Raw genomic sequence first — 6,353 nt, 5'->3', positions numbered from 1 at the left:
ACGCCACGATCCGTGGCGTCCGCGAGCTCCTGAGGATGACCTACGGCTGGGTGCCGGTCACCACCTCGCGTTGCGGGCCAGCTCCAGGGCGATCTCCTGGAACCAGGCGCCGGCCGACGGGCCGCCGTTGCAGGTGCCGTCGGACTCGCCCGGCAGCTTGACCCACAGGAGGGCGTCGAGACCGGAGCCGTCGTTCACGAGCGTCGGCCTCTCGCCGAGCGCCCGTCCCCGCGGGTTGCACCACTCGCCGTTGGAGCCGTTGCCGTTGCGGGAGGTGTCGATGACGAACCGCTTGCCGCCCAGCTGCTGCGAGATCTGCTGGCCGTAGGACTTCGACGCCGAGGTCGTCTGGTAGTTCGACGTGTTGAGCGCGAAGCCGACCGCGTACTCGAAGCCGACCTGGTTGAGGCGGTTCACGGCGGTGCTGACGGGCAGCCACGACGAGTGGCCGGCGTCGATGTACACGCGGGCGCCCTTGAGGGTGAGCGCCTTGGCGGCGTACTTCAGGAAGCCGATCCGGTCGCCCTGACCGCTGCAGTCGCCCAGCTGGGCGAGCGCGTCGGGCTCGAGGATCACGTAGGGCCTGCCCTGGATGCCGGACGCGACGGTGTCGATCCAGGCCGCGTAGGCGCTCTCGGCCACGCCGCCGCCGGAGTAGGAGCCGCAGTCACGGCCGGGGATCGCGTAGACGACGAGCGTCGGGGTCTTGCCGGCTGCCACGGCGCGGCCGGTGTAGTCGGCGACCTCGGCCCTGGCGTGCGATGCGTCGGCCCAGTTGCCCACCCAGTACGCCTGCGGGGTCAGGGCGATCTTCTCGAGCAGCGCCTTGTCGGTGCCGCTCGCCTGCTGCCAGGCGCGGTACCCCTGGGTCGCCGGGTCGACGTAGAAGCTGCCGGAGGTCGGCGGGGGTGTCTGGGTCGGCGTCGGGGTCGGGGTCGGGGTGACCGTCGGCGTGGGGGTGGGGGTCTGCGTCGGCGTCTGCGTGGGGGTCGGCGTCTGCGTCGGGGTGGTACCGGTACAGGTGGTGCCGTTCATGGTGAACGTCGTCGGGACCGGGTTCGACCCGCTCCACGAGCCGTTGAAGCCGAAGTTCGTCTTCCCGTTCGTCCCCAGCGAGCCGTTGTACGGCAGGCTCCCGACGGAGACGGTCGAGCCGCTCTGGCTGGCGTTGCCGTTCCACAGCTGCGTGATCTTCTGCCCAGCCGTGAACGTCCACGCGACCGTCCAGGAGCTGACGGGGTCGCCCAGGTTGGTGACGGTGACGTCGGCGCCGTAGCCGCCGCCCCACTGGTTCGTGATCTTGTACTCGACCTTGCAGCCGGGGGCTGCCTGTGCGGTGGTGGCTGCGGCGACGGCGCTGAGGCCGGCGACCGCGACGGCCGCGGCGGCGAGCATCGCGGTGGCACTTCTGCGGGTGGGCATGGATCTCCTCGGACGTCAGGTGCGATGGGCGGGACCGGCTCGCCGTCGACGATGACGGCTGCTGCGTCCCGGTCCCGTCGAGGAAACCCGACGTGCCCCGGGTATGGCGAGCGGGGGCGAGGAACCTAATCGTTTTGTCATCGGAAACGCGGTCGTCGATGCGCTTCCGCGCGGCCCTCAGGGGCGCGGACGGCCCGACCCGCGCAGGCCCCGCTGGTACTCCTTGGTGACCTTCTTCCAGCGGTCGCGCTCCTCGGCACGCAGCCGCGCGTCCGACCGTCGGGCCTGGTACGCCGCCTCCTTCGCCAGCCGCCGCCAGCTGTCGAACCGGCGCTCCGCGAGCTCCCCGGAGTCGAGTGCCGCCCGGATGGCGCAGCCCGGCTCGCCCGCGTGGTGGCAGTCGGCGAACCGGCAGGCCGCCGCCAGCTCGGCCACGTCCGCGAACGTGGTGTCCAGCGCGTCCTCGTCCGCGACGACGCCGACCCCGCGGATGCCCGGCGTGTCGATGAGCATCGCGCCGCCCGCCAGCGGGACGAGCTCGCGGTGCGTCGTCGTGTGCCGGCCGCGACCGTCTGCCCGCCGCTCCCCCGTCTCCATCACGTCCCGCCCCGCCAGCGCGTTGACCAGCGTGGACTTGCCGGCGCCGGACGGGCCGACCGCGACGAGGGTGGCTCCCGGGACCAGCAGCGCACGGAGCGCGTCGAGCCCCTGCCCGGTCGGGACGCTGACGGTGTGGACGTCGACAGCGAGGGCCACCGCCTCGACCTCCGACGTCATGCCCTCGGGGTCCGGCACGAGGTCGGCCTTCGTCAGGACGACGACCGGCGTCGCGCCCGAGCGCCACGCCAGCGTGAGCAGCCGCTCGATGCGGCCGAGGTCCGGGTCCGGCTCGAGGTGCTCGACCACCAGGACGACGTCGACGTTGGCGGCGAGCGCCTGCACCCGCGACGTGGCGCCCGCGCTGTCGCGGACCAGGGCGGTGGTGCGGCGCCGAAGGCTCGGGCCCGTCTCGTCGACGTGCAACCAGTCCCCGACCGTCGGCACGAGGCGTTCGCCGCCCTCGCTCGCCAGCAGACCGTCCCGGTCGAGCGTGACCCGGTGGGGGTCGTGAGCGCCGTCGAGCCCGTCGGCGGGCAGCACGAGGACGGCGCCCTTGTCGGCGCGCACCACGCGGAAGAGGTCGGTCACGCCCTCGACGGTAGGAGCGCCCGGCCGCGACCAGCCACGGAAATTCCGGGAGCGGTCAGCCGAAGTAGTGCGGGAGGGTCGCCTCGTGGGCCTCGCGGGCCTCCGCCAGGGGCAGGGTGAACACGCCCTGCACCTCGACCGCGGGACCGTGCACGTGGTCGGCGGCGTCGGTCGGGGTGCCGGCACCGGGCGAGCACGACTCGGCGGTCTCCCCGAGGCGCAGCGCCGGGACGCCGCGCGCGGTGCAGAGGTCGACGAGGCGGACCTCCTCCGAGCGCGGGACCGCGACGAGCACGCGGGCGGTCGACTCCGAGAACAGCGCCTCGAACGGCGTGAGGCCGTCCCGGGCGCAGAGCGTCTCGAGCGACACCTGCACGCCGACGCCGAAGCGCAGGCTCGACTCGATGAGCCCCTGGACCAGACCGCCCTCCGACAGGTCGTGCGCGGCGTCGACGAGCTCGTCGCGGCTGGCGCGGACGAGGACCTCGGCCAGCCGGCGCTCCGCGGCCAGGTCGACGGCCGGCGGCAGCCCACCGAGGTGGCCGTGCACGACGTCGGCCCATGCCGACCCGTCCAGCTCCGGGCGCGTGGTGCCCAGCAGGTAGACGGCCTGGCCCGGGGCGGTCCAGCCCGACGGGGTGGCGTCGGCGACGTCGTCGAGCACGCCCAGGACGCCGACCACGGGGGTCGGGTGGATGGCGGAGTCGATGAGGCCCGGCTCCCCCGTGCCGTTGTAGAGCGAGACGTTGCCGCCGGTGACGGGGACCTCGAGCACCTGGCACGCGTCGGCCAGGCCGCGGATCGCCTCGACCAGCTGCCACATGGAGTCGGGGTGCTCGGGGCTGCCGAAGTTGAGGCAGTCGGTCACGGCCAGCGGACGGGCGCCCGTCGTCGCGACGTTGCGGTACGCCTCCGCCAGGGCCAGCTGCGCGCCCGTGTACGGGTCGAGCTTGGCGTACCGGCCGTTGGCGTCGGTGGCGAGCGCGACGCCGAGGCCGGTGGACTCGTCGACGCGGACGACGCCGGAGTCGTCGGGCTGCGCGAGCGCGGTGTTGCCCTGCACGAAGCGGTCGTACTGGTCGGTCACCCAGGCCTTGGAGGCGAGGTTGGGGCTGGCCAGGAGCTCCAGGACGGTGGCGCGCAGCTCGGCGTTGGTCGAGGGCTTGCGCAGCGTGGCCACGGTGTCGGCGTTGAGCGCGTCCTGCCACGCCGGGCGCGCGTACGGGCGGTCGTAGACCGGGCCCTCGTGCGCGACGGTCTTCGGGTCGACGTCGACGATCCGCTGGCCGTGGTGGTCGATCGTGAGGCGCCCGGTGCCGGTGACCTCGCCGATGACGGCCGTCTCGACGTCCCACTTGCCGGTGATGGCCAGGAACGCGTCGAGCTGGTCGGGCCGGACCACGGCCATCATGCGCTCCTGCGACTCCGACATGAGGATCTCGCCGGCGGTCAGCGACGGGTCGCGCAGCAGGACGTTCTCCAGGTCGACGTGCATGCCGCCGTCGCCGTTGGAGGCCAGCTCGCTCGTCGCGCAGGAGATGCCGGCGGCGCCCAGGTCCTGGATGCCCTCGACCACGCGCGCGGCGTAGAGCTCGAGGCAGCACTCGATGAGCACCTTCTCCATGAACGGGTCGCCGACCTGCACCGACGGGCGCTTGGAGGGCTTGGTGTCGTCGAACGTCTCGGACGCGAGGATCGACGCGCCCCCGATGCCGTCGCCGCCCGTGCGTGCACCGAACAGGACCACCTTGTTGCCCGCGCCCGAGGCGTTGGCCAGGTGGATGTCCTCGTGCCGCAGGACGCCCAGGCACAGGGCGTTGACCAGCGGGTTGCCCTGGTAGGACGGGTCGAACACGAGCTCGCCGCCGATGTTGGGCAGGCCGAGGGAGTTGCCGTACCCGCCGACCCCGGCCACGACGCCGTGCACGACGCGGGCGGTGTCGGGGTGGTCGACGGCGCCGAAGCGCAGCTGGTCCATGACAGCGACGGGCCGCGCGCCCATCGAGATGATGTCGCGCACGATGCCGCCGACACCCGTGGCCGCGCCCTGGTACGGCTCGACGTAGGACGGGTGGTTGTGCGACTCGACCTTGAACGTCACGGCCCAGCCGTCGCCGATGTCGACCACGCCCGCGTTCTCGCCGATGCCGACGAGCAGGTGCTCCTTCATGGCGTCGGTGGTCTTCTCGCCGAACTGGCGCAGGTGGTTCTTGCTCGACTTGTACGAGCAGTGCTCCGACCACATCACCGAGTACATGGCGAGCTCGGCGGCCGTGGGGCGCCGCCCGAGGATGTCCCGGATCCGCTGGTACTCGTCCGGCTTCAGGCCCAGCTCCGCGAACGGCTGCTCCTGGTCGGGGGTCGCGGCGGCGACGTCGACGGTGTCGGTCTGGGGGGCGCGCGCAGGTGCGGTGGTCATCGATTCCCTCGGTGGAGACCGTGGGCCGCTCGCCGGCCGACGGGCCGACGACACAGCCGACATCGGCAGACGAGGGTCAGGATACCGGCGCCCGGACGCGTCCCGGAGCAGCGTCCGCGCCGACGAGTTTCCGGGCAATTGCGGCGCTGCGGCCCGGCCCGGGGATCGCGGCACTGACCTGCGGGGACAGGTCCCCCGTGACTCGGGACGGCGCGAGATGACCGTGATCACGCCCTCCCGCTCGAGTTGCGCAACTCGTCGGGAGGTGTGACGGTCACCACATGAAAGCGCTTCCTACGCCTCCGGGCCACGACACGGGCGCGGTGACGATCTACGACGTCGCCGCGCACGCCGGCGTCGGGATCGCGACCGTCTCCCGGGCCATGAACGGCTCCGCACCCGTCGCCGAAGCGACCCGGGCTCGCGTGCTCGCCGCCGTCGAGGAGCTCGGCTTCCGCCCCAGCCACGCGGGCACCTCGCTGGCCGCGCGCACGCACGCCGCCAACGGGATCGTCTTCCCCGACCTGTCCGGCCCGTACTACGCCGAGGTCCTGCTCGGGTACGAGGAGACCGCCTCGCAGCTCGGCCGCAGCGTCCTCGTGCTCGCCACGCACGGCCGCCCCGACCCGGCGTCGGCCGTGCGCGACCTGGCCGGACGCGTCGACGGGATGGTGCTGCTGGGCCGCACGGTCTCCGACGAGGTCATCGCCGGCCTGGCCGGCCTCCCGGTGGTCGTCCTGGCCCGGCCGGAGCTCGGTGACGTCGACTCGGTCCGCACCGACGGGCTCACCTCGGCCCGCGCCCTCGGCGAGCACCTGGCCGGTCACGGGCTGGAGCGCGTCGCGCTCCTCGGGTCCCCGGAGGAGTCCCCCGACGTGGCCGAGCGGTTCCTCGGGATACGCGAGGGTCTCGGCGCGCACGGCATCGAGCCGACCCAGACCCCCTGCCTGTTCGACGAGGCGTCCGGCACGCGCGTCGCCGCCACCCTGCTCGAAGGGCGCCGGCGTCCCGACGCCCTCGTCTGCGCGAACGACGAGATCGCGCTCGGCGCCATCGTCGCGGCCGAGGAGGCCGGCCTGCGCGTGGGGCACGACATCGCGATCACCGGGTGGGACGACGTCATGGCCGCCCGCCACGCCCGCCCCGCCCTCACCACCGTCCGCCAACCGATGCGCGCGCTCGGGTCCCTCGCCGCCGAGGTGCTCGACGAGCGCATCACCGCCACCCGCACCACCCCGCGGCACGAGCTGCTGGCCACCGACCTGGTGGTCCGCGACAGCTGCGGCCTGCACCCCTGACGGACCCCCTGCGGCCCGTCCGGTTC

At 73.4% G+C, this 6,353-nt stretch carries 4 protein-coding genes; 1 reads left to right on the top strand and 3 read right to left on the bottom strand.

The window, feature by feature from the left end; translation table 11 throughout:
- Positions 1-57: 57 nt before the first annotated feature.
- The 3 genes from CTE05_RS07525 to purL form a co-directional block, all read right to left on the bottom strand.
- On the bottom strand, positions 58-1,422 hold the full coding sequence (locus CTE05_RS07525) for a glycoside hydrolase family 6 protein (RefSeq protein ID WP_146845495.1): 1,365 nt from the start codon (positions 1,420-1,422) through the stop codon (positions 58-60).
- A gap of 177 nt (positions 1,423-1,599) precedes the next feature.
- Positions 1,600-2,610, bottom strand: coding sequence for a ribosome small subunit-dependent GTPase A (gene rsgA, locus CTE05_RS07520; protein WP_246123407.1), 1,011 nt, complete (start codon positions 2,608-2,610; stop codon positions 1,600-1,602).
- Between the two features lie 55 nt (positions 2,611-2,665).
- On the bottom strand, positions 2,666-5,029 hold the full coding sequence (gene purL, locus CTE05_RS07515; RefSeq protein ID WP_146845494.1) for a phosphoribosylformylglycinamidine synthase subunit PurL: 2,364 nt from the start codon (positions 5,027-5,029) through the stop codon (positions 2,666-2,668).
- A gap of 281 nt (positions 5,030-5,310) precedes the next feature.
- On the opposite strand from purL, the gene CTE05_RS07510 reads away from it, so the two are divergent.
- Positions 5,311-6,327 (top strand): LacI family DNA-binding transcriptional regulator, encoded by a 1,017-nt coding sequence (locus CTE05_RS07510; RefSeq protein ID WP_146845493.1) that lies wholly within the window; start codon positions 5,311-5,313, stop codon positions 6,325-6,327.
- The last annotated feature ends 26 nt before the right edge of the window (positions 6,328-6,353 follow it).

It is taken from the genome of Cellulomonas terrae, assembly GCF_007990265.1.
GTDB classification, from domain to species: Bacteria; Actinomycetota; Actinomycetes; order Actinomycetales; family Cellulomonadaceae; genus Cellulomonas; species Cellulomonas terrae.
Note: the sequence above shows the minus strand (reverse complement) of the source record. Positions and strands in the feature narration are given on the sequence as shown.

Coding starts and splice junctions, on each gene's coding strand:
- CTE05_RS07510 (WP_146845493.1), top strand. CDS start 5,311: ATGAAAGCGCTTCCTACGCCTCCGGGCCACGACACGGGCGCGGTGACG.
- purL (WP_146845494.1), bottom strand. CDS start 5,029: ATGACCACCGCACCTGCGCGCGCCCCCCAGACCGACACCGTCGACGTC.
- CTE05_RS07525 (WP_146845495.1), bottom strand. CDS start 1,422: ATGCCCACCCGCAGAAGTGCCACCGCGATGCTCGCCGCCGCGGCCGTC.